This is a genomic window from Peribacillus sp. NPDC055009, assembly GCF_053608705.1.
In genome coordinates, this window is sequence record NZ_JBSGVZ010000045.1 from 1 (window position 1) to 1,718 (window position 1,718).

Sequence of the window (1,718 nt, forward strand, 5' to 3'; positions counted from 1 at the left end):
GGTGTCGATGGTAGGAGAGCGTTCTAAGGGCGTTGAAGTCAGACCGGAAGGACTGGTGGAGCGCTTAGAAGTGAGAATGCCGGTATGAGTAGCGAAAGAAGGGTGAGAATCCCTTCCACCGAATGCCTAAGGTTTCCTGAGGAAGGCTCGTCCGCTCAGGGTTAGTCGGGACCTAAGCCGAGGCCGAAAGGCGTAGGCGATGGACAACAGGTTGATATTCCTGTACCACCTATACATCGTTTGAACGATGGGGGGACGCAGAAGGATAGGGTAAGCGCGCTGTTGGATATGCGCGTCCAAGCAGTTAGGCCGGAAACGAGGCAAATCCCGTTTCCATTAAGGCGGAGCTGTGATGGCGAGGGAAATATAGTACCGAAGTTCCTGATTCCACGCTGCCAAGAAAAGCCTCTAGTGAGATGTAAGGTGCCCGTACCGCAAACCGACACAGGTAGGCGAGGAGAGAATCCTAAGGTGTGCGAGAGAACTCTCGTTAAGGAACTCGGCAAAATGACCCCGTAACTTCGGGAGAAGGGGTGCTTTTTAGGGTGAATAGCCCAGAAAAGCCGCAGTGAATAGGCCCAGGCGACTGTTTAGCAAAAACACAGGTCTCTGCGAAGCCGCAAGGCGAAGTATAGGGGCTGACACCTGCCCGGTGCTGGAAGGTTAAGGGGAGAGGTTAGCGCAAGCGAAGCTTTGAACCGAAGCCCCAGTAAACGGCGGCCGTAACTATAACGGTCCTAAGGTAGCGAAATTCCTTGTCGGGTAAGTTCCGACCCGCACGAAAGGTGTAACGATCTGGGCACTGTCTCAACGAGAGACTCGGTGAAATTATAGTACCTGTGAAGATGCAGGTTACCCGCGACAGGACGGAAAGACCCCGTGGAGCTTTACTGCAGCCTGATATTGAATTTTGGTACAGCTTGTACAGGATAGGTAGGAGCCTGAGAAGCCGGAGCGCCAGCTTCGGTGGAGGCGTTGGTGGGATACTACCCTGGCTGTATTGAAATTCTAACCCGCGCCCCTTATCGGGGTGGGAGACAGTGTCAGGTGGGCAGTTTGACTGGGGCGGTCGCCTCCTAAAGAGTAACGGAGGCGCCCAAAGGTTCCCTCAGAATGGTTGGAAATCATTCGTAGAGTGTAAAGGCACAAGGGAGCTTGACTGCGAGACCTACAAGTCGAGCAGGGACGAAAGTCGGGCTTAGTGATCCGGTGGTTCCGCATGGAAGGGCCATCGCTCAACGGATAAAAGCTACCCCGGGGATAACAGGCTTATCTCCCCCAAGAGTCCACATCGACGGGGAGGTTTGGCACCTCGATGTCGGCTCATCGCATCCTGGGGCTGTAGTCGGTCCCAAGGGTTGGGCTGTTCGCCCATTAAAGCGGTACGCGAGCTGGGTTCAGAACGTCGTGAGACAGTTCGGTCCCTATCCGTCGCGGGCGCAGGAAATTTGAGAGGAGCTGTCCTTAGTACGAGAGGACCGGGATGGACGCACCGCTGGTGTACCAGTTGTCTTGCCAAAGGCATAGCTGGGTAGCTACGTGCGGACGGGATAAGTGCTGAAAGCATCTAAGCATGAAGCCCCCCTCAAGATGAGATTTCCCATGGCGCAAGCTAGTAAGATCCCTGAAAGATGATCAGGTTGATAGGTCAGAGGTGGAAGCGTGGCGACATGTGGAGCTGACTGATACTAATAGATCGAGGACTTAACCAACGCTTT

At 54.4% G+C, this 1,718-nt stretch carries 1 rRNA gene; it reads left to right on the top strand.

The window, feature by feature from the left end:
• Positions 1-1,712, top strand: a 23S ribosomal RNA gene (locus tag ACWF5P_RS27070); the annotation flags it as partial.
• Positions 1,713-1,718 lie beyond the last annotated feature (6 nt).